The sequence below is a fragment of the Phaeobacter sp. JH20_08 genome (genome assembly GCF_048056635.1).
Lineage (GTDB): Bacteria > Pseudomonadota > Alphaproteobacteria > Rhodobacterales > Rhodobacteraceae > Phaeobacter > Phaeobacter bryozoorum.
Genome location: NZ_JAYMVV010000010.1, coordinates 1 through 24,316, shown reverse-complemented (window position 1 = coordinate 24,316; position 24,316 = coordinate 1). Strand labels below are relative to the sequence as shown.

Annotated in this window: 20 protein-coding genes and 2 pseudogenes; 10 read left to right on the top strand and 12 right to left on the bottom strand. The window is 57.0% G+C overall.

Annotated features, from left to right (window positions below; all coding sequences use genetic code 11):
* Positions 1–65: 65 nt before the first annotated feature.
* The 5 genes from VWY75_RS09490 to VWY75_RS09470 form a co-directional block, all read right to left on the bottom strand.
* Positions 66–1,298 (bottom strand): Tm-1-like ATP-binding domain-containing protein, encoded by a 1,233-nt coding sequence (locus VWY75_RS09490; protein ID WP_416537632.1) that lies wholly within the window; start codon positions 1,296–1,298, stop codon positions 66–68.
* A gap of 11 nt (positions 1,299–1,309) precedes the next feature.
* Complete coding sequence (locus VWY75_RS09485) at positions 1,310–2,794, bottom strand: aldehyde dehydrogenase (RefSeq protein ID WP_416537618.1); 1,485 nt, start codon at positions 2,792–2,794, stop codon at positions 1,310–1,312.
* A gap of 4 nt (positions 2,795–2,798) precedes the next feature.
* Positions 2,799–4,316, bottom strand: coding sequence for a tripartite tricarboxylate transporter permease (locus VWY75_RS09480; RefSeq protein ID WP_416537617.1), 1,518 nt, complete (start codon positions 4,314–4,316; stop codon positions 2,799–2,801).
* A 12-nt stretch (positions 4,317–4,328) separates the two neighbouring features.
* Positions 4,329–4,868: a tripartite tricarboxylate transporter TctB family protein gene (locus VWY75_RS09475; RefSeq protein WP_416537616.1), complete on the bottom strand. Its 540-nt coding sequence runs from the start codon at positions 4,866–4,868 to the stop codon at positions 4,329–4,331.
* Between the two features lie 64 nt (positions 4,869–4,932).
* Positions 4,933–5,877: a tripartite tricarboxylate transporter substrate binding protein gene (locus VWY75_RS09470; RefSeq protein ID WP_416534256.1), complete on the bottom strand. Its 945-nt coding sequence runs from the start codon at positions 5,875–5,877 to the stop codon at positions 4,933–4,935.
* A 115-nt stretch (positions 5,878–5,992) separates the two neighbouring features.
* Between VWY75_RS09470 and VWY75_RS09465 the strand changes: the two genes are divergently transcribed.
* The 3 genes from VWY75_RS09465 (at position 5,993) to VWY75_RS09455 (ending at position 9,461) form a co-directional block, all read left to right on the top strand.
* The gene (locus VWY75_RS09465) at positions 5,993–6,814 is read left to right on the top strand and encodes an IclR family transcriptional regulator (RefSeq protein WP_416537615.1); all 822 of its coding nucleotides are present in this window, start codon (positions 5,993–5,995) and stop codon (positions 6,812–6,814) included.
* Positions 6,811–8,157 carry an aminotransferase class III-fold pyridoxal phosphate-dependent enzyme gene (locus VWY75_RS09460; RefSeq protein ID WP_340546364.1) on the top strand — a complete coding sequence of 449 codons (1,347 nt, stop codon included), beginning with the start codon at positions 6,811–6,813 and terminating at the stop codon, positions 8,155–8,157. Before VWY75_RS09465 ends, VWY75_RS09460 begins: the two co-directional genes overlap by 4 nt.
* A gap of 404 nt (positions 8,158–8,561) precedes the next feature.
* Entirely contained in the window at positions 8,562–9,461 is a 900-nt protein-coding gene (locus VWY75_RS09455; RefSeq protein ID WP_416537614.1) for a hypothetical protein, read from the top strand.
* On the opposite strand, the gene VWY75_RS09450 is transcribed toward VWY75_RS09455, so the two are convergent.
* From VWY75_RS09450 to VWY75_RS09440, 3 genes are read right to left on the bottom strand one after another with little or no spacing between them, the layout of a single operon-like run.
* Positions 9,445–10,254 (bottom strand): Gfo/Idh/MocA family protein, encoded by an 810-nt coding sequence (locus VWY75_RS09450; protein WP_416537613.1) that lies wholly within the window; start codon positions 10,252–10,254, stop codon positions 9,445–9,447. The genes VWY75_RS09455 and VWY75_RS09450 overlap by 17 nt on opposite strands.
* 57 nt (positions 10,255–10,311) lie before the next feature.
* Positions 10,312–11,397 carry an NAD-dependent epimerase/dehydratase family protein gene (locus tag VWY75_RS09445; protein WP_416537612.1) on the bottom strand — a complete coding sequence of 362 codons (1,086 nt, stop codon included), beginning with the start codon at positions 11,395–11,397 and terminating at the stop codon, positions 10,312–10,314.
* A 20-nt stretch (positions 11,398–11,417) separates the two neighbouring features.
* Positions 11,418–12,608, bottom strand: a complete 1,191-nt coding sequence (locus VWY75_RS09440) for a class I SAM-dependent methyltransferase (protein ID WP_416537611.1) — start codon at positions 12,606–12,608, stop codon at positions 11,418–11,420.
* A 378-nt stretch (positions 12,609–12,986) separates the two neighbouring features.
* Between VWY75_RS09440 and VWY75_RS09435 the strand changes: the two genes are divergently transcribed.
* From VWY75_RS09435 to VWY75_RS09410, 6 genes and pseudogenes are all read left to right on the top strand, one after another.
* Entirely contained in the window at positions 12,987–13,376 is a 390-nt protein-coding gene (locus VWY75_RS09435) for an IS66 family insertion sequence element accessory protein TnpB (RefSeq protein ID WP_416537610.1), read from the top strand.
* 18 nt (positions 13,377–13,394) lie between these two features.
* Positions 13,395–13,595: pseudogene (tnpB, locus tag VWY75_RS09430) on the top strand (IS66 family insertion sequence element accessory protein TnpB); the annotation flags it as partial.
* A complete protein-coding gene (locus VWY75_RS09425; RefSeq protein WP_416537631.1) occupies positions 13,576–13,983 on the top strand; it encodes an IS66 family transposase in 408 nt (135 codons plus the stop codon). The pseudogene tnpB and the gene VWY75_RS09425, both read left to right, overlap by 20 nt.
* A 429-nt stretch (positions 13,984–14,412) precedes the next feature.
* Complete coding sequence (locus tag VWY75_RS09420; protein ID WP_416537609.1) at positions 14,413–16,476, top strand: winged helix-turn-helix domain-containing tetratricopeptide repeat protein; 2,064 nt, start codon at positions 14,413–14,415, stop codon at positions 16,474–16,476.
* Between the two features lie 336 nt (positions 16,477–16,812).
* Positions 16,813–17,982: a phosphatase PAP2 family protein gene (locus tag VWY75_RS09415; protein ID WP_416537608.1), complete on the top strand. Its 1,170-nt coding sequence runs from the start codon at positions 16,813–16,815 to the stop codon at positions 17,980–17,982.
* Positions 17,983–18,015: 33 nt separating this feature from the next.
* The gene (locus VWY75_RS09410) at positions 18,016–20,073 is read left to right on the top strand and encodes a hypothetical protein (protein ID WP_416537607.1); all 2,058 of its coding nucleotides are present in this window, start codon (positions 18,016–18,018) and stop codon (positions 20,071–20,073) included.
* A gap of 282 nt (positions 20,074–20,355) precedes the next feature.
* Here the strand turns inward: VWY75_RS09410 and VWY75_RS09405 are convergent, their stop codons facing one another.
* The 4 genes and pseudogenes from VWY75_RS09405 to VWY75_RS09390 form a co-directional block, all read right to left on the bottom strand.
* The gene (locus tag VWY75_RS09405; protein ID WP_416537606.1) at positions 20,356–20,751 is read right to left on the bottom strand and encodes a hypothetical protein; all 396 of its coding nucleotides are present in this window, start codon (positions 20,749–20,751) and stop codon (positions 20,356–20,358) included.
* An 89-nt stretch (positions 20,752–20,840) separates the two neighbouring features.
* Positions 20,841–21,545 carry a hypothetical protein gene (locus tag VWY75_RS09400; RefSeq protein WP_416541636.1) on the bottom strand — a complete coding sequence of 235 codons (705 nt, stop codon included), beginning with the start codon at positions 21,543–21,545 and terminating at the stop codon, positions 20,841–20,843.
* Positions 21,546–21,614: 69 nt separating this feature from the next.
* The gene (locus VWY75_RS09395; protein WP_340546352.1) at positions 21,615–22,286 is read right to left on the bottom strand and encodes a hypothetical protein; all 672 of its coding nucleotides are present in this window, start codon (positions 22,284–22,286) and stop codon (positions 21,615–21,617) included.
* Positions 22,287–22,511: 225 nt separating this feature from the next.
* Positions 22,512–22,697 (bottom strand): annotated as a pseudogene (locus VWY75_RS09390) (integrase core domain-containing protein); the annotation flags it as partial.
* A 521-nt stretch (positions 22,698–23,218) separates the two neighbouring features.
* Here VWY75_RS09390 and VWY75_RS09385 point away from each other — a divergent pair.
* On the top strand, positions 23,219–24,283 hold the full coding sequence (locus VWY75_RS09385) for a hypothetical protein (RefSeq protein ID WP_416541634.1): 1,065 nt from the start codon (positions 23,219–23,221) through the stop codon (positions 24,281–24,283).
* The last annotated feature ends 33 nt before the right edge of the window (positions 24,284–24,316 follow it).

The window sequence follows — 24,316 nt, the reverse complement described above, 5'->3', positions numbered from 1 at the left end:
TTATTGCTTATCAAGTTAAGTAAAAAGCACACGGCGAGTCAAGCGCAGGATCCGGGCGGCAGGCGTTACGGCGAAACAATGCCGTCGGCGCACCAGCGGTCGAAAATCTCCAGCGCCTTATCGGCGAAGGCACGGTCGTTGATATGGCTGTCGAGGCGGTGCACGGAGACATGCGCGGGCAATGTCGCCTCAAGCTCCGCCAGAAACGCCGCCAGCCCCGCGCTGTCGTGCAGGTCGGCGCCTTCGCGGTCCCATTCGCCGAGTCCACGCTCCGGCAGGATCATCGCCACAGGACCGTCGGCGTCAGCCAGCTGTTTCGAATGGGCGCGGGCGACCTGGCGCCGTTCCTCGGTGTTGAGGACAATCGAGGTCAGCAGCCGGTTGTGCGCGTGTTTCGGATGGTCCGACCATTTCTCGGCGATTGGCTGCCAGCCGACCACATCAACCAGATCATAGCAGCCGGGGGCGACAATCTGCGGCGTCCCCCTGGCGCCGGCATTGGTAAGGCGATCCGCACCGGCGGAAATCGACGATCCGTGGATATGGTTGCCAAGCTCCTGGGTGCAGAAGTCAAACACGCAGGCAAAGGCGCCCTGCTCTGCGAGGCTCTCAAAGGCGCGCCCTCCCATGCCGGTGGCGTGAAAGACCGCAACCTCAAACCCGCGTGCCTCAAGCGCCGGTTTCAGCGGAATGACGTATTTCAGCGCCGATGTGCCAAGGGACATGATACCGATCAGCGGTTTATCCGGGTCCGGTATCTGCGCGGCCCTCGCGGCGCCCAGAACGGCGCCTGCGGCCTGGCTGAGCGAGGCCTTGCAGACGGAATTCAGCCCGTAAAGCCCACCAGCCCAGAGGATCATCTGGGTGTCGGCCGCCAGTCTTTCGGCCGGGATCAGCGGCGAGAAGGAAACGGTTGAGACAATGTATTTCGGCACCCCAAGCGGCAAGGCCGAACAGACATCAAGCGCCAGATCGGTGCCCATCGTGCCGCCAAGGACGATCACCCCGTCAATAGCCGCCATCCGGTGCAGCCGCGCGGTCAGCAAGCTGGCACCATGCGCCATGATCTGCATGGCGGCGTTTTCATCCCCGCTATCGATGGCCGCCCGGATCGAGCTGCCACCGGCCTCGGCGACGTCGTGTTTGGAATAGTCGGTCGGCGTCGATGGGTCGCCCAGAACCGAGACATCCATGGTCAGGACCCTGCCCCCCTGATCGCCGATCACACTCGCCAGAAAACCAAGCTCATCGTCCTTGGTGTCATAGGTGCCAACCACCAGAATGGTTTTCTCGGTCATTGCCCCACCTTTCAGAGTTTGATCCATGCGGTTTTCAGGTTGATGTATTTGTCGATGGCATGAAGCGATTTGTCCGACCCGTTCCCGGACTGCCCGACCCCGCCAAGCGGGACGGTGCCATCCGCGCCGCCATAGGTGTTGACATGCATCACCCCGGTTCGGACACGCTGCACCATGCGATGGGCGCGGCTGAGCCCGGATGTCCACACCGCACCGGCGAGACCGTAGACCGTGGAATTGGCGATCCGCACGGCGTCGTCCTCGGTCTTGAAGGGGGTCACGGCAAGCACTGGGCCAAACACCTCCTGCTGTGCCAATGTCGCCGCTGGCGTGACATCAGTGACGATGGTTGGCGCCATGTAATAGCCGCCGGTTTCCGACAAAATACGCTGCCCGCCGGTGACGATCTGCCCGCCTTCCTGCTGGGCGGTGGCGACAAAGGTCAGGTTCTGCTTCAGCTGTGCTTCGGAATTGATCGCCCCGATCTGGGTCTCCAGCCGAAGCGGGTCGCCGACCTGCATCGCCTCTGCTGCCCGCGCGACCTCCTGCACAAATCTGTCGTGGATCGAGGCCTCGACCAGCAGGCGGGAGCCTGCGACGCAGACCTGACCCGAGTTGCGGAAGATACCTGCGGCGGTCACTTTTGCGGCCTCTGCCAGATCCGGCGCATCAGCGAAGACAATATTGGGAGATTTGCCGCCCAGCTCCAGATAGACACGTTTCATGTTTGAACGGGCGGAATAATCCAGCAACCGACGCCCGGTCTGCCCCGATCCGGTGAACACCAGAACGTCGACGTCCATCGAAAGGCCGAGGGTTTCGCCGACCACCGCGCCTTCGCCGGTGATCACGTTCAGGACGCCGGGTGGCAGGCCCGCCTCAAGCGCCAGTTCCGCCACCCGCATCAGTGAGAGAGAGGCGGTTTCAGCGGGTTTCAGCACCACGGAATTTCCCATCGCAAGCGCCGGGCCCAGTTTCCAAGCCCCGATCATCAGCGGAAAATTCCACGGAATGATCGCGCCGACCACACCGACGGGATCCTTGTGGATCAGGCCCAGTACATCACCCGCCGTGGGCGCGATTTCGCCATAGAGCTTGTCCAGTGCCTCGGCGTAGTAGCGGATCGTGGCTGCGGCTGACCCCGGTTCGGCCTTGAGCGCCATATTGATTTCGGTGCCATTGTCGCGCACGCCCAGAACGGCGAGTTCGAGCGCGTGCGCCTCGATCAGCTCGGCCCATTTCGTCAGAACCTTCTTGCGGGCGGCGGGCGGCTGCCCGGCCCAGCGGCGATCCTCGAAGGCGGCGCGGGCGGAGGCGATGGCCGCCTCCATATCCGCCGCAGTTCCCCGCGCGATCCGGGTCAGCACGCACCCGTCGATCGGCGACAGCACATCCAGCATCGCCCCATCAGAGGCCGCAACCTGCCGACCGTCAATGAGATGTGAAACCGGCTGCACCGGTTGTGACCGAAGGGCGTCGATCTTGCTTTGGTCCATGGGGCTACCTTGTTTGGCTGTCGTGCAGATCGTGGTCTTCGTCGGGCTGATGCGCCTGCCATTCACGCATCAGCGCGCGCAGGTGCAGGGCCAGAACGATCAGGATCAGAACGAAGAGGAGAAAGGAAATCGGGCGGTCGATCATATCCAGCGGCGTCTTGAGGCGCGGCAGGGCCGAACGCAGCTTCACCTCCATGATGCCGCCCAGAACCATGCCCAGGATGATCGGGACAATCGGCAGGTTCAGACGTTTCAGGATCAGGCCAAGCACCCCGAACCCTGCCGAAATCATGCAGTCCGTCAGGGAATTTCGCAGCGAATAGACGCCGACAAAGGACAGCAAAAGGATCATCACCCCCAGAAACCGGGTTGGGATGCGAATGATCCGGGTCAGCAGATTGGTGGAGACCATTAGGAAGGCGAGCACGATCACATTGAGCAGGATCAGCGCCAGATAGAGACCATAGACCAGGTCGATATTGTTCTGAAACAGCTGTGGGCCGGGGATGACGTTATGAACATAGAACACCGACAGCATCATGGCCGTCAGCGCCTCTCCCGGGATGCCGAGCGCGAGAAGCGGGATCATCGCCGCAGCCGGAACCGCGTTATTGGCAGCCTCCGAGGCGATCAGACCTTCGGGGGATCCCTTGCCAAACAGCTCCGGCGTCTTGGAGGTTTTCTGGGCGTAGGTGTAGCTCATGAATTGGGCGGTGAACTCGCCGGTGCCGGGGATCATGCCCAGGATCACGCCACAGGCGGAGGCGACGGTTGCTACCCGCTTGTGCTGCATCAGCTCCCTGATGCCGGCCCCCATCCGCCCTGATACCGGCTTTGCATCCGGCTGGCTGTCGGGGGCGGTCAGCAGGAAAAACGCCTGGCTCAGCGCAAAGAGGCCGAGCACGACAACAATCAGGTTCACGCCAGAGCTGAGAAAGGTGAGGCCGAAGGTATAGCGCTGGGTGTAGGTCACCGCATCGAGGCCGACGGTCTGTAGAAAGATGCCGAACATCGCCAGAACGCCGGCGGCAAAGATCTGGCCCCGGTGGGCAAGGATGACCAGGATGATCCCCAGAAGTGCAGCAAGAAAGATCTCTCTGGAGCCGAACATCGGAGCCACGAGAGCCAGGACCGGTGACAGCAGGATCAGGCAGAGGATGCCGAATATCCCACCCCAGAACGACGCGCTATAGGCCAGCGACAGCGCCCGATGGGCCTGCCCCTGTTTCGTCATCGGATAGCCGTCATATGATGTGAGCGCATTCACCGCCGTGCCCGGCGTATTGATCAGGACCGCAGGGATGGCCCCGCCATACATCGAGGATCCGTAGATCCCCAATAGCATCGTCAATCCTACGATAGGCTCGAAGGCAAAGGTCGCCGGCAGCAGGATGGCGATCGCCACTGCGGGTCCGACGCCCGGAATGGCCCCGATGATCACGCCGCCGATTGACCCGATCAACAGCGCGACGATCACATCCCAGCGGGCCAGCATCTCGGCCCCGGCGAGGAGATTTTCCATTGGTTGCCCCGATCAGAAATAGGTCAGCATGATTTGGCGTAGCCCGTCGGGCAAGGAGTCATAGGCGAGGCCTGCGGGCAGATTCACCTTCAGCAAGGTCTTGAACAGCACCACGATCAGCAGCGCCGAAAGCGCCGCGACCGCCAGTGTTGCGGGGCGCCGGTAGCCCACCCTCAGCGCCAGAGCGACCGCGCATATCACCGTGGCCGGCAGGTAGCCCGCATAGGGAACCGCAGCAGCATAGGCGATGAACCACCCTGCATATTCCAGCGAGGCGATCCAGAGCAGGACCTCCTGCCAGCGTCCTTCGATCCGTTCGGATAGCGCCGAGCCAAGCAGGTGAAATGCGGCAAAAGCCGCCATGCCACCAAGAGACACCGCTGGCCAGAACCGAGGTTGAGCAAAAAGCGCGCTGCCTTTACGCCAGACGGTCTGCTCGAAGATTTGCGACAGGAGCAGGAGAGCACCGACCAGCACAATCCAGGCAAAGACGATATCCCCCGGTCTTCGGTAGCGTTTGAACAAGGCTTGAAGCGTTTTGACCCGCGACATTGGTCGCCCCCTTGCTAGAGCTGCGCAGGCCCGGCGATCGACGCCGCCGAGCCTGCGAGATCCGTTAGTTGCTCAACATACCGTCGATCCGGGCCATTGTCTCGATATCGGCCTTGATCTGAGTGGCTACCTCAGCGGCGGGCTGCCAATAGACCGCCGCACCGGTTTCTGCGGCCAGCGCCTGGGCGCGCTCCGACATCACCGTCTGCTCCGCGACAGCGATGATCTTATCGCGCACATCCTGTGGCGTGTCCTTGTGCACAAAGAGCCCGTTCCACAGCGAGACATTCAGATCCGGCGCCAGCTCTGCGACGGTGGGCGCATCCGGCGTTAGCGGGATCCGCTCGGCGCCGATGGAGGCAAGCACCTTTACACTGTCGAGGCATGGCAGGATCAGCTGAAGCGTGGTGTTGATCACATCCACATCCCCGGAGGCCAGCGTGTTGCAGTCCAGGGCGTCAAAGGCAGCGTCGGAGGCGTAGGAGAACCCCATCTCCTTGGCCAGGCCCAATGTGACCTGCGTCGGCACCAGAGGAGCGCCAAAATGGCCAAGCACCACATCGTTCTCCGCCGCATGGGCCGCCAGCCCGGCCATATCATCATAGGGCGCATTCGCCCCGGCAGCGATTACGAAAGGGTAGGTCAGGAAATTGCCCAGCGGTACAAATGGATCCGGGCTCAGCTCCGGGATGCCGATCTGCGGGCCGACCACGGGAATGGCGATGATGAAGGATCCGACCGTATAGCCGTCAGCAGGCGCAGTGGCGACCTCAACCGCACCGGGAAACGGGCCGCCGCCGCCACCGGGTTTGTTCACAACTGCAGTGGGCACATCATAGGCGGCCGAGAAATCCTCCGCGATCATACGGGTCAGGACGTCCTCCAGGTCGCCGGGCGGCCATGGCACCACAAATTCAACGGGTTTCTCCGGGTATTCGGCATATGCCGCACCGGCAGCAGCCATCATGGCCAAGGTAAGCGCAGTGGCAGAAATCTTGAACTTTGACATGTTTCCCTCCCTGTCATCGGTTCATATATCGAACCGACGTTACGTAAAAAAGGTTGCCTTGCTAAACATCATGTGTCAAATTTTTTCTGAATTCGCTTGAAGGGTGACCGAAGGCATGTCCTCTGCAACCAAAACGCTGGCGCTCTTGTCGCACTTCTCTACCGACCGGCCTGAGATCGGGCTGTCGCAGCTGTGCCGGATCGCGGGACGGGACAAGGCGACCACCTACCGCCACCTCCAGGCCCTTGAAACCGCTGGATTTGTCGAACAGAATCCAGTGACAAAACACTATCGCCTGGGGCCTGCTATCCTGCAGCTGGCACAGGTGCGGGAGGCCACCGTCCCCCGTGAGATGGGCGCTCAGCTGGCGCTGTCGCAGCTGGCCGAGGTCACCGGCGAGACCGCGCATGTGTCAGTGCTTTCAGGAACGACGCTCTACGCGCTGGCGTCCTGCGAATCCCCCCGGCACGGCACGAGGGCGATTATCGACATCACGACCTTTCCGCTTCATGCGACGGCGTCGGGGCTATGCGCGCTGGCCTTTGGCCCGGAGGCCCTGATGACCTCTGCCCTCGCCCGGCTGGATCGGTTCACGCCCCATACCACAACAACAGCTGAGGCGCTGCACAAATTGGTCGCGGCGGCACGCACCAGCGGATTTGCCTGCTCAGACCGGAGTTTCGAAGCGGAGATCCATAGCCTGTCTGCGCCCCTCTACGATCAGACCGGGCTGTTTGTCGGAGCGGTATCGGTGGCCAGCGTGGCCGCACGGGTCACACCGGAACAGCAGCGGCTGATCAAGACAGAACTCACATCCGCCAGCCGCGAGATCACCCGCAATTGGGGCGGCGCGGTTCCCGCAGCGGTGCAGGCTGCCTGGGCAACCGCGCTTGAACCGTCCCCGTCACACATACATGTATCGGATATCGCATCATGAAAGACTCTAACTTTCTCAAGGAACAGAACGGTCGGCTGATGTGGCATCCGATGACCTCGCCGCAGGACAGCATCAACCAGCCCCCGAAGATCATCACCGAGGCCGAAGGCGTGTCGATCACGGATATCGACGGTCATCGGGTCATTGATGGGGTGGGCGGTCTGTGGAATGTGAACCTGGGCTATTCCTGCCAGCCGGTAAAGGACGCCATGGCCGCGCAGCTGGATAAGCTGCCCTATTATTCGACCTTTCGCGGCACCTCCAACGATGCGGCGATCGAGCTGTCCTATGAGCTGAGCCGGTTCTTTGCCCCTGACGGGCTGAGCCGGGCCTTTTTCACCTCCGGCGGTTCCGATTCCGTCGAGACCGCGCTGCGGCTGGCACGGCAATATCACAAACTGCGCGGCGATGCGGGCCGCACCAAGTTCCTCAGCCTCAAGAAAGGCTATCACGGCACCCATATCGGCGGGGCCTCGGTCAACGGAAACGCCAATTTCCGTACGGCCTATGAACCATTGCTGCCGGGCTGTTTTCATATCCCCGCGCCCTATACATATCGCAACCCATTCAATGAGAGCGACCCCGAGCGTCTTGCCCAGCTCTGCGTCGCGGCTTTGGAAGATGAAATCGCGTTTCAGGGGGCCAATACGATCGCTGCGATGATCATGGAGCCCATTCTGGGCGCCGGAGGCGTCATCCCGCCTCATAAGTCATTTGCCCCGATGGTTCAGGAGATCTGCAATCGCCATGGTATCCTGCTGATCACCGATGAGGTGATCACCGCCTATGGCCGCACCGGCGCCTGGTCCGGCGCCCGGCTCTGGGGCATTCAGCCCGACATGATGTGCACCGCGAAGGCCATCACCAACGGGTTCTTCCCCTTTGGCGCGGTTATGCTGGGGGATCGGATGATCGAGGTGTTCGAGGATAACCCGGACGCCAAGATCGGCCACGGCTACACCTATTCCGGCCATCCGGTCGGCGCCGCCGCAGCGCTGGCCTGCCTGGCGGAAATGCAGCGGCTGAAGGTGACGGAGACCGCCGCTGCCCGCGGCACCCAGCTCTACGAGGGCTGTCTGGCGCTGAAGGAGCGTTACGAGATTGTCGGGGATGTGCGTGGCGGGCATGGGTTGATGACGGCCATTGAACTGGTGAGTGATCGCCAGACACGAGCGCCACTTGACGGGCGCAGGGCCTTGGCCGTCCAGGAGGCCTGCTATGAGGCCGGTGCCCTGGTTCGGGTTTCGGGCGCAAATGTCATTCTTTCGCCGCCGCTGATCCTGAGTGAGGGAGAGGCCAGCAGCCTGCTTGAGGCTTTGCGCATTGGCCTGGAGGCCGCTTGACCGGGTGACGCTGTCGCCCGTGAATGCCCCCGGGCTGCTCCCAGCGGTATTGCCGATCTTTATCTGCGGTTGATTGCAGATATCCTGCGGGTGAGGAGCGCCGAACCTGTTCCGGCATACTGCTTCATTCTGCCTGCGGAGTGCCCGATTAGAGAAATTTTCAGTATTATTGGCTTATTTTGGTCTTGGTCCCCTTACCGACGCGCCGGCGGATGCTGCCATGCAAAAGTACAACCAGAGGCGGCAAGGCAGCGCGTAGAGATAATTATTTGAGAGATTGAACAGTGGCACATACTTATCAAGAGACCCAGGATCCTTCGTCGCAGCATATAACGCCCCAAAACAAACAGATCGCACAATGGAACCAGCAAAAGGAAGCACGCCGCAGCGCTTTCTCTCAAGGAATGAAGCTACGCCCTCAGACCAGTGTTCTTCTCAGCGCCGGTATTTTCGGCAAGGCGGAGAAAACGGATCAGATTGGGCTGGTCGACCTGAAATCCATTACCCACTTCGACGCTGGCACAATCTATATTCTGAACAGTAATGACATTATTCAGGCCGGTATGAATAAGTATGCGGCCATGTTTGCCAATCAGCCGCGTGCACATGTGTGTATCTGGGATTTCGACAACCATCATCAGATTACCGAATCCGTGAACTTTGCGCTTCTGTCGGACTTTTACGTCCCATGCCATCCGCATAACAATGAGACCTATGCCCAGATGACGGCGGCGATGAGCGCACCGATCAGTGCTGCGGTCATCCAATGGACCCGGTCCTTTTTGACAGAGCACCGTGGTCGCCTTCTGGCCTCTGTTCGGGATCCGGAACCTCTCGGGCGTCATATCGTCTATCCCCAATTCCCTGAACGCAACGCGATGCTGGAAGGGTTGAACACGCATTTCAAACATGTCGGGCCCGCAACACGGCTGTATCATAATCGAACCGAGCTGGACCGACTGGATGAATGGGCAGCCCATATGAGCCATTGGATCATTCCAACGCGCGACGATCTGCCGATCCGGGTATTTGATGCGCTGATCACCGGCGGTGTTCCAATCCTGCCAGCCAGCCTCAGGGAACTACCTGCGCTGGCGCCGCTGCAGGAGCATCTGTCCTATTTTGAGCCGAGTGATCTGGAGAACCCTAGAGCCATAGCAGAGGCGGCCAACGATCATTTCCGGACACAGGGCGAGGCGGGTTTGATCGCCCGTCATGAGCTGGCCATGGAAACCAGCCACGTGGACAGGCGCGTTCAGGAGATCCTGACGCAGATCTATCACCACCTTAGCCGGGCCAATTGATCGCCACCCGGGCGCCCCTTTCGCTGACGGAACGGGCAACCGCGTCCAGGCTGCGCATGACATCTTCTGCCGCGCTGAGTGATGAGGCATTCTCGCGCCGCCCGCCGATCATATCGACAAAGGCACGCAGCTCGCGAGTGAGCGGTGGCTCCTGCCCATAGGCGAGCGGTGTACTGGTGCCCTCTCGCGTTAGTACAACCTTCTCCTCAGCCTTGTCATCGAAGATCAGCGTCGCGTCGCGGCCCCTGGCGATGATGCGAAAGGCTGGCGTCGATGCGCGCCAGCTGGCCTCCAGAGTGAACTTTCTTCCCTGATAGAAGAGCTCGGCCCTGACATGCTGCGGACGATTGCCACCGTGCAAACTATTCGCCCTGGCATGGTCTGCCGGGCTTGTGAAAATCTGCCGGGCCAAAGAGAGAGGATGCGGTAACCAGTCCCAGATCACGGATGTGTCGTCGCGTGGTTTGTTGTTGGCGCAGTAGGCTGAAGCCGATTGGACCGGTCCAATCTGCGACAGGGTTGCACAAAAGACTTCGGCGGCTGGATTGAACCGATGAAGGTGCCCGGCAAAGACCGGGCAGTTCGCTGCATCAGCGGCGGCCTTCAGCTCAACAAAGTCCGCAAGGCAGGTGGCCAGAGGTTTTTCGACGAAACACGGCACGCCGGCTGCCACAAAAGGCAGCGCCGACGTGACGTGATCCCTGCTTCTGTTGGCGATGACAACGCCATCTACAGGTTGGCCGGGATCGGTAATTGGCAGCCAGTTCACGTCGGGCAGACTATCCAGTGTCATGCCAATCGTGCGGGCCCAAGCGCCTCGCCCGATCAAACCCAAGGTTGTCATGAGGCCTTAACCGGCCAGTTTCACTGCCGTCTCAGGTTCATAGTCGATGTAGCTGTGCTCAAGCCGCGCCCAGTCGATGAATCTGCTCAGACCATCCTCTACATCAACTTCGGACGTATACCCAAAGGCCTCGTAGGCCTTGGTGATATCCGGGCAACGCCGGTTGGGTTCACCCGCCGGATATGTGTCCGGATAATCGATCGTGGTGAAGGTCGCGCCCGGTACCAGCCTTGGATACATTGCCGCAAGCTGGTTCATCGAGATTTCATTGTCGGGGTTGCCGATATTGTAGGCCTCTCCCCGTTTGCCCTCAAGAAGCGTCATCAGGAAACCGTAGATCGCATCAGTGATGTAGCAGAACGTACGTGTTTGCAGCCCCGTGCCATGCACTGGAATCGTGCGGCCGTTCAGCGCCTGATAGGTGAACATCGGGATCACGCGGCGATCATTGTGGCCCATGCCCGGGCCAAAGACGTTGAACGGGCGAACGATCTTTGTCGGAACGCCATGATGCTCATTGTAGATGGTACAGAGTGTTTCACCGAGGCGTTTGGATTCATCGTAGCAGGCACGCGGACCAACGGTCGAGACGTTGCCGTGGTAGTCTTCCTTGATCGGAACCGCTCGGGGATCAGGATCACCGTAGATTTCCGAGGAACTGAAGAACAAGAAACCTTCGAGGTTCTTGTTGCGAGACGCGAGATCCAGCAGGTTACGGGTGCCATGAACCGCGCTTTCGATCGTCTCCAGTGGATAGCGCATGTAGTAGACTGGCGACGCGATGCCCGCGCCATGAATGATAAAGTCGATGTCTTCGCGCACCGGCAGCGGATGGGTCACATCGGCCCAGACCTGCGTGATGCTGGGGTCGCGTTCAATGCTCTCATCCAGGTTCTTGGTCCCGGTGATATAGTTGTCCACCGAAATGACCTGGCAGGGCTGGCTCAGAACATCGCAGTTCAGCTTCTGAAACACCTTTAGAAAATGTTTCCCCAAGAAGCCGGCACCGCCTGCAAGCAGGACGGTCTTTCCTGAGAACCGATGGGCATGAGCACCAAGGCGTTCGACAATTCTTTGAATTTCTTCAGACATTTTGGTCCCCATTCTAATAATCAGGAGGCTGTGAGTTCAACAAGCGGAATAGGCATGTAGTAATCGTAGGCGTTACCCGTCTTTCTCCGAATGTCGTCGATATATTCATAGGCAAAGACCACCAGCACCTGAGGCTGGTAGCTCTCAAGTTCCGACGCAGCCACAACCGGAATATGCGCTCCGGGCGAAGTGCGCCCCTGCTTCAGCGGGCTGTCATCGATGGTGAAGGGCAGCAATTCGCTATCGATGCCGCCAAAATTGGTAATGGTCGATAGCCGTGCGGGAGCGCCATAGCCGGCCACCTTTATCCCCTCTTGCTGCCAACGTCTGAGCCCCGATACCAGCTTGTCGGTCAAGGCCCGGCAGCGTTGACCGAAATCGGTCAAGGCATCGGAATTCAGGACCTCGAGCTCGGTCGCGATCAGGTCCTCAAGGTCTGGCGCTTCGGTGCCCACGGTGTCACGCATCAGGGTAAAGCGCAGCGAACCGCCATGCTGCTCAACCGGCTCGACGCAGGCAATCACCATACCATGCTTGCCAAACAGCGCCTTCATCGAAGAGATCGAGTAGTAGAAAATCCGGTCGAGATAGAACCGCTCGAACTGCACCTGAGTGACCATGTTGAGGATATACTCCACCTCGATCACCAGCTTCCCGGTCTCGGCAAGTAGGATGTCTGCTGCCCTGATGAACTGATCCGGCGCATCAAGATGAGTAAACACACTGCTGGCGACGATCACATCGGCGGGTCCGTGGCGATCCAGGATCTGTTTCGCCGAGGTTTCCTCGAAAAAGGCACAGAGCGTCTCCAGCCCCTCGTCATTTGCGATCTTGGACACGTTCACCGAAGGTTCGACGCCTAGCGCGCGAACGCCAAGCCTCTTCAACGGCCGCAACAAAACACCATCGTTTGATCCGACATCAACAACGAAATCGGCATCCTTCAGGGTCGCCGCAAGGTCTTCGAAATGGCGAACCAGCCCGCCATTGACCGAACTCAGATAGTAATAATCCTCGAACATGATGGTACGTGGGACCATCTCGCCAAGCTGAACATTCTTGCAGGTCTCGCAAAAGAAGACCTCCAGCGGGAAATATCTCTCGCTATCGAACTCATCCGGTTTTGGGTATTTGTTGGCCAGCGGCTGGCGCCCCAGATCCAGGAATTTGTTGAGACGCGCACCCTGGCACAGAGAACAACACATAGACATTGGCAATCCTTGACCACTTGCTTCGTAAGCCTCCTTGGCCCTGCATTTCGCAGGCCGCGGCGGCAGCGCAACTTGGTAGAATGTCTAACGATTCAATTATAATAAAAGGTAAAAGATCCAGTCAGAGCACTGACTGCTCTGGATATCTCTGCCGAAAACAGCCGAACCAGGCGACCTGAAACGCCGTATTTTTTTTAGATTCGCTTTGCTTTTCGGTTTTGTTTTTGCGTTTTCGTGAAGCTTTTACAGCTGATGATCCCAACGCGACTGTGCCTGCATTTGGCGGGGTTCTGTGCGCTGTTTGTGTTTGGATTTTGGTAAGCGTCCGGCCTCGCTGCTCTGACGGTTCATAGCATGTGTTGATAGTGTCCACCAACGATGGTGGACGTCTTGAGTGCAGATACGGCGGGTAAGAACGGTCGGAAGAAGCGTTTCTGGTCGGATGAGGAGGAGGTGTCGATCTGCACGCCGGGGGGATCGGTAGCGCAGGTCGTGCGGCTTTACGCGATGAACACCAATCTGATCCACAATTGGTTGCGTGACGCTAAATTTGCGCCGGATCTGCAGGGCGTCGAAGATCAGGCCGCCCCATCACCTTGCTTTCTTCCAGTTGAGATCGTCGACAGGCCTGTTGCCGAAGAACCCCCGACGCTTACGTCCAATGGCACCCCCGGCGACAGCATGATTGAGATCGACATCGCGGGTGGTCATCAATTGAGGATTGATCCCAAAGCCTTGGCGCGTCTCATTCGAGGCGTTTGTGCATAATCCCTGTCCCGGCAAACACTAAAGCGGGACCCGTTTGCAGGGCATCTGTTTGTCATTCGTGGGCCGCGCGGTGATCTGATCAAGATCATCTGGTGGGATGGCCAGGGCGCATGCCTGTTCAGCAAGCCGCTTGAGAAGGGTCGGTTCGTCTCGCCATCGGCGAAAGAGGGCAAAATCACCGTGATCGAGAAGCTGCGGCATCAGTTGGCGGGCCATTGAGCGCGGACATCCCGGTCCGGGCCTACTAGCGCATGTGTTGGTCAATAAATACGTGGGTCACCTGCCGCTGTACCGCCTGAGCGGCATCTTCGAGCCCGACGGGATCGACATTGATCGCTCGACGCTGGCGGATTGGATCGGCAAGTCCACGGCTCTTTTAGAACCACTGGCGGATGCTATTGGGCGGCATGTGTCGGCCGGTCAGGCCATCTTCGCTGATGATACGCCAGTTAAGATGCTGGCACCCGGCACGAGCGAAACAACGACAGCACGCATTTGGGCCTATGGTCGGGATGAGCGGCCTTGTGGTAGTCGCGTTCCACCTGTCAGTCGGTATCAGCTCTCGCCAGACCGCAAAGGGCAACATCTCAAGGATCATCTGGCATAGTATTAAGGCTGGATGCATGCTGATAGATACGCCGGTTTCCAAGACCATTGCCGATCCGGCATGACCTGACCCACGAGGGTCACTCATTCACAACGAGAGTCTGCGGGTTCGATTGTGGTAGTCGTCGGCCTCGGGCTTGGCAAGCGCGGAGCCCTCAAATTGCTCAAGCGGCTGCCGCGCGTGCCTTGGTGTTATGTTCCCAACTGGAGAGTGCGGCTGAGACAAGCGCCCGGGTCGCCATCGAAACGTGACGGATACATTCTGGGTTGCTCTTATGATTGTAACTTTTGCATGTTGAAGGGTGAGGCGTGAGGCTTTCTGTTCGCTTTTAGAATTTCGCTGGATTTTCCATCAGAACCGACGGCTGACGAGTGGAAAAATCGGGGATCGTGGGCGTAAAATATCAAATATATAGGTAGCTTAGGCTTCATGACCGATACCGTAAAGCATCCCGATGCCGGAAACCAACTTCAGATTGGAGACCATTTCTATGATCCCGTCTCCAATGAACTCTTAGACCCGTCTGGGAACACGGTACCGTTGCGGCCTCAGTCTGGCCAGGTCTTAGCAGTATTGGCCAAACAATCGGGTACAGTGATTACAAAATCTGAACTGTTTGCTGCCGTCTGGCCGAATACGAGTGTGACGGATGACAGCCTTACACAATGCATCTCGGAAATTCGCAAATCGCTGGGGGATAGTGATCGCAAGTTGCTTCGCACCATTCCAAAACAAGGATACCTACTGGATAGTCGATCCGTTGTTGCCGCCAGCACTGCACAGAAAACTCTGCCTCACCATATCAGCGCTGACCTGATAGAATGGGAGGCGACACGCCAGCGTACTGTGGTGATCATATGTCGACCTGCGGGAGGGCCTGACGAAACCCCGCTGCATGAAGCGGTACAATCGGTGGTACGGCTGCACCGGCCCACCGGGGCAAAAGCAATTGATGGAAACAGTGCAACTCTGACCTTTGCAACCCCAATCGAAGCAGTTCGATGCAGCAGGGCCTTGATCAGGAGTGCACGTGCGTTGGGAATTGGCGTTCTTCGCACCGCCCTCGATACTCTTGAAAGAAGCCGGATAGCAGCCTTGTCAAAATTGCTGCTAGAAACGAGCGATGAGTGGGAATACGCCACCGTTGAGGTGAGGGATCAGCTACACTTCAGTCTAGAATGCGAATTCGAGGATCTGGGAGATCAGCATCAGCTGGCTGAGGTCAATGGTATTCGCTTGTATCGTGTGCACCGATACGGATCGGCATACTATCCTGCTGCGCGCACCAATCTGGACGATGTATTGCCAACGGTGGCTGTCCTACCGTTTACAACACGCGATCGCAGCGCTCATGATCCTGTTCTGGCCAATGTGCTGGTTGACGACATCATATCGGCATTATCCCAATCAACCGACCTCAACGTAATTTCACGCCTTTCAACTTTCGGAATCCGAACCGAAAACATGACGTTGGAGCTTTGTAAAAAGACGTTCAACGCAGAATTTTTAGTGTCCGGCGTCTGCGACGACGATGGCTCACGGGTGATCGTAACTCTTGAATTGATCGATGTTTCATCCGGCAAGATTTTGTGGTCAGAGCGGATCTTGAAGCCGTTAGAAAGTTGGATCAACAATCTCGGTGTTATCGACGAGATTGTGATGAGCATTCGCAAAGCGATCAGCCTCAATGAAGTACGAAAATCACGATTGCAGCCAATCACATCGTTGAAGAATTCGACGCTTCTGCTGGGTGCGGTGGCTCTCATGCATCGGTTATCCAAGTCCGATTTCCAAGCGGCGCGAGTGATGCTGGATGAGTTGATGGACCGAACTCCGGATCACCCATTGGTTTTGTCTTGGGTGGCCCGCTGGTATGTTCTTCAGGTGCAGCAAGGATGGACAGAAACTCCCGAAAACGATGGTCAGAGTGCGCTACAGTATACGTCGCGTGCGCTCGAAATTGATCCGGAATGCGCATTGGGGCTGATTAGTGAAGGTGCTGTTTTGGTCAACCTCTTTAGAGATTTGGAGCTTGCACAAGATCGATACGATACAGCGCTGGAAGTGAACCCGAACGATGCAAACGGACGCCTGCTGCGGGGTACACTCTATGCGTTTCAAGGACAGGGAGATCTGGCGGTCAGCGACACCGAACTGGCCATGCATCTTGCCCCACTCGACCCGCACCGCTTTATGTTCCTGGCGCTTTCTGCCGGGGCGAGCCTCGCCGCTGATAATTTGCCCCGTACCATTGAACTGGCGGACGCTTCGCTTCGACTGAACCGGTCACATGCCTCTACCTTGCGGATTAAAGCTGTAGCACAATTGCGCTTGGGACGTGAGAGCGACGCACGTAAAACTACCAGGGAACTGCTGAGAGTGCAGCCTAATCTGACTGTCGACGGGTGGCTCAGGCGGTCTCCCAGTTCCTCTTATCAAGTCGGTCTACGTTTTGCGGAAACACTGAAGGACCTCGGGATTCCCGAAAGCTAGGCACAATCTCCAGCAGATCTGCCGTTCTGACGGCACCTTGGCGCGATGACAAGGCGTACAACTTTATTTTGTTTCATTTTTGCAGGAACACCCTAAGGTGGTGACTACTGCGCCTTGGCGCACAGGGGTCGCATCGGTCGCCAGTGTTGGTTTCCGGTAATTTTTGACGCAGCAGGGGGTGTGAACGTCGGTCAGTGTGAGAACGGCAGGGTACGCGCAGCCAATAGCGTGGCGTCATTTAAGCATACTTCTTCATACGAGCCTTGCCCCAATCAATTTAAGGCCGTGACATATCATCTGATCTCTTCCTGATCGGGTATTTATCACTAGCACCCTATGATTTATCAAAGGAAAGTTGAATTGCCCTTAAATGCCAAAGGTTCGCCCGAGAATAGTTTTAACAGCTTCAATAGTTTTAATAGCTTCAACAGCTTTAATAGCTTTGAAACCTCTGGGAGCACGGTCGCAGCTGAGGCTTTGTTGACGACGCGCGATGGTATTGTCGGTGCGCCCTTAGATCTGAATCCCCACATTACTCCGGGTAGTCCCCATGATCCGCGCAATCTGGCGCGGTTGTCGGCAGATGTCCGGGCCAGCCTATACTTGTCCGAACTAGGATCGCAGGTTGCATTTTCGGATGCCATGGATGAGACGGCTATCGCCAACCTTTGGCGGCGGGATACTCGGCCAGCGGGTCGTTCGCCTCAAGCAGATAGCCTCCTGGTCCAAATCACAGCCCCGACGATTGATCAGTTCAAGGAACAGATGGCCTATCTCACAGCCTATGCTGACCTGCGCGGCGATCGGGCTGCGGAGATCCTTTCGCAGACCAGCGCAATTACGCCTTTTTTGGCGTCGATTTCCTTTATGGATCCCGCAAGAACCCCATTTACGCTGGAACTGATGTCTGCAGCACTAGGGTTCACCAACTATTGTTGCATGCGTTTGAAATACAGTATTTCCGCCAAACGCCCGATAGAGTTTTCGCCACAGGTTCAACCAATAATCCCAACGCCCACTCACGGCTCTTTGCCGAGTGGCCATGCTACGGAATCCTTCGTGACTGCGCGCCTCCTATGGAAACTGCTGCGGGCCTCCAACTCGGAGCAATATCACGAAGACGGCGTCTGGGGCGAAATGTTCATGCGTTTGGCATCCCGGATTGCCACGAACCGAACTGTCGCAGGCGTTCACTTTCCAGTTGATAGTGCCGCAGGGGCAATGCTGGGGCTCACGTTAGCGGACTATCTGCACGCGGTATGTGACCCAGAGGCAAATGAGCTGACAAGTGCCTGTTTCAATGGCCCCGCGTTCAATGCTGCGGAGGACTTTGATTGGCACGCGCTGTATCTGGCACGCGAAGATCGCCAAACGAAAAAGGCGGGCAAAAAACGCAACCCTTGGGCCACCAGCGAGCGTCACCCGACGACACCGGACATGGCTTCTCCGGTTCTGACATGGCTGTGGAAGAAGGCGCAGGCCGAGTGGCAGGATTTTACCTTATAACTCCAATGCCTTGCCGGAAAAGGAGCAATAATCATGCCATTGCATTGGGAAACATTTCATTCGCAGGATCTGCTGTCTGACGTTGCTGACTATCGATTGTCACGTCCACTTATGCACGTTACATCAGCGGCGTCTCAACCTTGGTGGTCCGCCCTTGTTGAGTTGCAAGATATTAGTATCCGCGAGTTTGAAGAGCGTGCGCAAAGCCGGTTCCCGGACGACCTGGTCATCCCAGCTGATTATGATGCAGATGATCGTGATAGGGTCGAAGAAACGCAATTCGTTTCAATTTTTGCCCGCAAACCGCTGTTAGATGCGTTCAACCGTCACGCCGCCGATTATTCAGTGATAGGTTTGACGTTGGGAACAACTGTTACGGACTCTGATCTGTCTGGCGTTGATACAAATGATGACGACAGCAATCGTCGTAAGATCATTGAGGTGCCCGAAGGAACGGTCATCACAGCCGTCATCGACGATGCGATTGCCTTCGCCCATAACCTGTTTCGAGATGGCCTGGTGTCGTCGCGGGTGGAGTTTGCAACAATCCTGTCAGCGTCTCCTGAACAGCTCTCTCGGGTGGGGGCGTCGGGACGCAGCTATAGTAAAGCCCAAATCGACGCCCTCTTGCAGGAATTTACGACCAACGGCTTGTTGGATGAGCCTGCATTTTATGCAGCGGTAGGTCTGGTAAATGCGCGTAGCAAAGCACTCTCCGCCGTCGCCTTGCGTCGTTCGCATGGCACGCATGTGATGGCGCTGGCCGCTGGATATTCGATGAGCAATGCCCCGAGTAACCGGCCAATTATCTGCGCGTTGTTGCCCTCCCGGGTTACTGAGGATTCTACCGGACAGAATACGCTGCCCAGCTTTAAACTAGCGCTCAAGCGCCTGTGCAATCAGGCGGCGCGGTTCCGGCTGCCTGACAAAAGTAAACCTCCTGTCATATTCAATTTCAGCTATGGGAATTTCGCGGGGCCTCACGATGGAACCAGCGGTATTGACCGCGTGATTGACCGGTATTTCGGGCCACAAGCAAAGAAGCCCGATGCAAATCAAACACGCCAGATTGTGCTACCGGCGGGTAATGGTAACCTTAGTCGTATTCATGCAGACCTGAATCTTCAGAATGCGAAAAGCAAATCCAAGGACCCATCGTGGAAACTGGATTTTGTTGCTCAGCCGGATGACCGAACGTCAAGCCATCTCCAGATGTGGATGCCATACCACGCAACCAATCCGCCGCCCCGGCTTGTGGGGGTCCGTGTCACGGTTCCATCTGGCCCTGCGAGCAAGACAGTTTATGTATCCGGCAATACCGGGCAGCGACTGGTTGACGAGCAGGGCCAGGAGGTCGCACGCCTGACGTATCGGTTCGACGGGGGGCATACACGTCGCGGGGTGATAACCTTCAGTATCAATCCTACTGCGCATCAATCTGCTATCGACTTAGCCCGAGCTGGCCGTTGGCGGGTCGATATTATGTCCTGCGATATGAACAGCAGTGACGACGTTCAAATCTGGATAGAGCGTGACGAAACCTTGCCCGGTTTTCTGCCCGGTGGTCGGCAAGGGTATTTTAACAACGCTGACTATGTCTATTATAATGCACTCGGCGCGCCCCTTCCGGTGGATCCGGCGGGAACAACCAGCCCAATCCGGCGCGCCGGCACGTTGAACGGTTATGCCTGCGGGAAAACACCGATGGTGGTTGCCGGCTTCACCCAGAGTAATCGCTTGCTGTCAGACTATTCCGCTGCAGGGCCGATTACCCCTTCTCGGGGGAAGAAAAAGGTAAACCGACTGGGACCGGATGCGGCGGCACTTGCGGATGACAGTCCGGTCTTGACCGGCGTATTGAGCGCGGGATCCAACAGCGGCAGCTTGACCCGCATGGGCGGCACCAGTGTCGCCGCACCCAGGGTTGCGCGCCTCGCGGTTCAAATGACCTCCGAAGGGGTTGAGACTGACCGCAAATGGCTGCGCTCCTTGGCGGAGGCCGAAGATCCCAACAATAAGGCTGCCATAACCCGAACAGGTGGCGGCCAAGTTGATATTTCAGTGGATTTTGGTTGGCCTGAAAGAGGTTGAGCAACATTGCCCTGGTAGGGGCAATGTTCACGAGCTTCTGGTCAGTTTGCGATCATAGTTTTTAGCTTGATCATCAGGGACTTCGCGCTTTCCTTATCAATACCTACAAGGGTAGAAAATTCGTCCGTTTCTGTCTGTGAAATCATATGATTCAGACAGTTAGCCAAAGCCATGCACTCTGTTGCCGTCAACGTGTTTGGAGATTTGTCAGGCATTGCGCTTTCCTCATTAAATCTGCCGCCCTCCTCAAATCGGAGAGGCGGCATGGATTTAGGACTGAACTCAACTTAGGTTGTCGTAGTAGGTCTTGCCGGTCAATGGACGAAACGCGGTGCCGCAGTCGTTGGCATTATCATTTGTGATGATGACCGTGCCGGTGGGCGTATGCCAGTATGCATAGCGACTGTTGGCCAAGGGCTTGGACTCCGTCGGAGCGTTCATAATCCCCAGAAGGAATGTCGCGAATTCATCCGCATTGGCAATCGTCGGATCGGGGAATGCCAAACCATCGATTACCTTTCCATGTACGAATTCGGCTGAGTGCTTCGTGTATGCGTGGCCATGGGCAATGGCGGCAGAATATTCGGTATTATTGGTTGCTGTGCATGCAGCATGCGCAAAAGCAGGCAAGGCAACCAACAGCACGAGGGTGGCAGCAAGTCGTTTAAGAAGTGTCATATCTAAATTCCTTATTCGCCATAGATTTGAGGGAGATCGCCATGCGGCGAAGTGTTTCCCGGGGCCCAACAAGGCCCCGCAACAAGTCGTTATTGGCGGTGGACTGTGAATGTGCCGTCTGACTGATAGTCCACGTTGCAGGTGGAATAGCCCTGAGTGAAATCGCACAGAACAGCCCCTGCGACCGAAAACGAAATGGGTGATCCGACGGGGTGATTGCCTGTCTTTACGTAGAATTTCGGTTTTGGCGCGCAGAATATGTGACTGACTGGTGCGGGGGTGACGTAGCTGGACAAGACGACCTGCGTGTTTCTCACCTTGATCCCATTGCCGCAGTGGAGCTTCAAACCACCAGTGGGAGTGTAGCTTGGTATCTGGATACCAAAGTTCCCTTCAGGGATGCCTGACGCGTAGGTCGGCATGGATAAACCGAGCGACCCGACCGTCAACTGAGTATTATTAGGCACCTGCTTGGTCTGGTCTTTTGGCGTCAGAGCAATTGGCCATTTGGCAACAACGGACGTTTGAGAAGCGTTTTCATAAGGTTGCGGCTTCACAAGCATGGCGAGTTTAGCTTGATTGCTAAATGCGGCCACATAAGGTTGTCGTTCAAATTGAAACTGAAGCGTGGACCCAGATGATTTGTAGGGGAGGACTGCACCCGTAGCCAAGCTGGCCGATGACGACTGAAGTACACTTCCTGAACTCTGGTAATTTGCAGGGTGCTGAAACGCATAGAACTGCATTTTAGATTGAGACAGGTTCCTGATTACTATGGTCAGCGTGTACGGCATGAGTGCAGTCCATTCTACGGCCCAGCCTAAACTGCTCCGAAGTTCCACCAGGGACAAAGAAAGATCAGCCTAGGTCCGGCTGGTGATGTTCCAATCCCCATTAGCTGCCAGCTCCACGTCAATCACAGTGTAGCCCCCGGTGAAATCACACAGTGCCGAGGTTTTTGACGCAGCGGTGAAATCCATCACCGTGCCAGGCGTGTAGGTCCCTGTCGCAACGTAGTATTTCAGGATCGGCTCGCAATCGACGTGCGACTGTGGATTTGCCTGAACGAAGTTCGACAAGACGATCCCCCCGTTTACAGATACCGCCGAGCCGACGTTGTAGAAGGGCGGTGAAGAGAAGCTCGGTGTGTTGATCCGGAATGCGCCAGGCTGTACGCCGGCCTCGTTCGTCGGTGTCGATAGGCCAAGTGCGGGGCTTACGCTGGCGGTCGTGGAGTCATTGGCAGCGCCGCCACCAGCAGGCGCAAGATCGATCGCACGGCTCGCAGACGAATAGCCTGAGGACTGGCCAACGGCCGGCGCAGAATGGGCCTCCTGAATGCCCGCATAATACTGCAGATCAACCTGAAAGGTCAGGATTGAGCCAGACGAACCATAGTTGGCAAGGTTCTCTGCAAAGAGACTGTTCGAATATACTGTTGCACCGCCAGTATAGTTTGCCGGCTCTTGGAAAAAGAAGAAGCCCTGTGTTGCCGGCTCAAGATTTTTTACGTTAATTGTCAAAAGGGTAGACATAGTGAGTTCCTCGCTTTGATGATTGGCAGCAGGCCCTGTCTTTATGAACCTTGCACAATCATCATCAGGTCGCTGAGGTCAGATGTCCTGAAACTGGTGCTGAAATTTTCTGAAATTTTCTGAAGGTCATCTTTCAGTATTGAATGTGAGCTACTCCCCAATCTTTGAACAGGATCTGGCGTAATTTAAGCTAATCGTTGCGACCTGCCCCCACTTGTCCCTCGTTCATAGCGAGAGTCTTCGGGCTTGGTTTTGATAGTTGTCGGTTTCGGGCTGGGCAAGCGCGCCGGGCGTGGAGCCCTCAAATTGCTCAAGCGTCCGGCGCGCTTCGGACGGTGCTTTGTCCCCGAGCGATGAGTGCGGCCTGACCGTGTTGTAATCGTAACGCCAGAGCGCCAGCTTCAGCCGGGAATGTCTGGCTGCCATCGTTGACACATCCATTGGCGGTGCGCGAGTCGCCCGAGACTTGAATCGGATCGCCGAGTGGCGCGGGTACGGACCACAAAATCACACGTCTGAATGAACTTATGCCCCATGGCGCTACGCCGCTGACGCAGCGTAGCAGGCAGCATCGGAACCACACCAGAGCGCGTTCGCCGGACGGTCCCCTTCCATAGTGTTTCCACACATCCAGTGCTATGAACGCCAGAAGCGCCCCTTGGGGCGCTATGTTGTTTGTTTTATTTTTTTGTTTTGGTTGCGGGAGCGGGCTTTGCAAAGTCGGCCGTTTGAGGCAACCAGCTGAGATTTTATGCTGCTGCGCGGCCCGCCGTTCCTGCCGTTCGCTGCGGCTACGAGGTGTTGGACCTGGTGAATTCACACACAGCGGGACAAAGCGCCTTTTCGCAGCGGCTGCGCCAATGACTGCTCTTGAACACTAGGGCTCGTCAAAGATCCAATAGTTCTTGCGTATCGGCCCTACGGGAGTGTTATTGGTCGACATGCTTCTATATATTTTTCTTGGATTTCTCATCGGGTTTGTACTTTCTCTGCGGTTTATTCGAAACCCGCGCAAAGCTCTCAACTGGGGAGTAATATTGGGTGTCGTCCCTTTGGTTTTGCTGCTGGGACCAGCCAATGCTCCTATGCAGGGCATTGGCTCGGTTCTGAACTTTGCTTTCTTCGCGCTTGGACCCATCATGCTAGTTCCATTTGTGGCAAGCAGCGCTGCACTCGGCATGGCTGGCGCTTCGATTGTGTTGTGGATCGGGCACCAGCGACTAAGGTGGGCCTCGCGGGCAAATGGGGTTGCAATCCTGGGGCTGACAGCATCAGCAACACTTTTGCCAGTCGCGCAGCGTGAATTAGCAAAGCGCCATTTAGTTGAGGATCAAGATGTTCGGGCCGCAGAAATCATCCGCGCGGATTTCACGGGCACCTTGGCAGAGCATCAGGTTGCTTTTCCAGCGAGTCCTCGCCTCCGCGTATTCGACGACTGTGCGCCGGATGTTCAAGCTGGGCTATTCGGATGCTCAACAAACCTAACCAACCCCGTTTCCGGTTTCACCAAGCCAAACGACGTACTCCTGCATGAACGTCGCGACCCTATCAATTTTCGAACCATCAGAGTTTCACCTGTAGAGCATGACTGTCGCCTAGGAAACGACTACTGCCTCACACAAGAAAAAGTGGATCATTGGTGTCGCGAAATCCGCCCAGATCAGGCCGATAGTATCTGGTGCCGCGACATGCCGACGATGCAATTTGAACTACGTAGAGATGCGACGTCTGGCCCATCTGACCGAGACGAACCGGAACTGACCGCACAATACTCTGACACTGCGCTCGGGCCTGGACGGGTCACATGTTTCTATAGCCCCGACCCGGCCGAAACTGACAGGCAAGGCGTAACCTGCCGTCTTGTTTTCGAGTTAGCGAATAGAGTAAGCGCCACCCTAAGCGTTCGCCGTGAGCAAATAACTGCAGGCGATCCGGAATTGATTAAAACGATTGAGTTGATCCCTGATTACTGGGCAAGTTTGACGGAAACTCGCTAGCGGACCTTTGTTGGGTCTGCAGCATCGGGAAAT